General features: G+C 49.1%; 1 protein-coding gene. It reads right to left on the bottom strand.

What is annotated here, in order from left to right; genetic code table 11:
- Nucleotides 1–7: 7 nt before the first annotated feature.
- Nucleotides 8–783 (bottom strand): IS5 family transposase gene (locus Q1B04_RS19945; protein WP_299762767.1). Its coding sequence is split into 2 segments (ribosomal slippage): nucleotides 8–456 and nucleotides 456–783, totalling 777 coding nucleotides; the frame shifts between segments, so codons are not numbered across the junction.
- Nucleotides 784–837 lie beyond the last annotated feature (54 nt).

The raw sequence follows: 837 nt of genomic DNA, 5'->3' as shown, positions 1-837 counted from the left end.
CTAGAAGCTATCTCATAAATTGTTTAAGCAGAATCAGCATACAAGCCAGCAGAATAAAAGCCTTGAAGTTCTCTTCTTTGTACTCATACCTGACAACACACCTTCTGTAGTTGAAAAGCCAGGCGAAGAATCGCTCCACTTTCCATCTACGCTTATAGCGTCTGAGTTTTCTGCCATCCTGCGTCTTCTTCTTTTTTCTGTTACTCCTATGCGGAGCAACCATCTCGATGCCCTGCTGCTTTAGGTTTTCATCCAGTGGGTCGGAGTCATAGGCTTTGTCGCCAATGAGCTTTACAGGCAGTGGCGCTATAAACCTTTCCTCCAGCACATGCTCCACCAGCTTTACCTCGTGGGGAGATGCTGATTGGACTGAGACAGACAGTACAGTGCCACCAGCGTCTGTGACTGCCATGATCTTGGTGCCTTTGCCTCGCTTAGTTTTGCCAACAGCAGATCCCCCTTTTTGGCCATGCAGAAAGAGCCGTCAATAAAGCACTCGCTCAAGTCCACACCGCCTCTCTTATATAAATCCCTTGCCAGCGCCTCCACCACCTTTTGCATCACTCCCTGCTCCTGCCACTGCTGAAACCTGCGGTGGCAGGTCTGGTAAGGGGGAAAAGTGGCTGGTAGGTGGCTCCACTGCGCGCCCGTCTTCAAAATCCAGAGAATCCCATCCAGCACTTCTCGCTTATCTCTCCAGGGCCTGCCTCTACCATCGGCTCTTTTCTCTCCATCAGGAATCAAGTCCCTGATCTTCTCCCATTGTTTATCTGTAAGCTTCATGACAGATAAACAAATACCCCCTAAGGAAGGTCCATATTTATGAGATAGCTTCTA

The organism is uncultured Pontibacter sp. (assembly GCF_947495565.1).
Taxonomy (GTDB): domain Bacteria; phylum Bacteroidota; class Bacteroidia; order Cytophagales; family Hymenobacteraceae; genus Pontibacter.
Note: the sequence above shows the minus strand (reverse complement) of the source record. Positions and strands in the feature narration are given on the sequence as shown.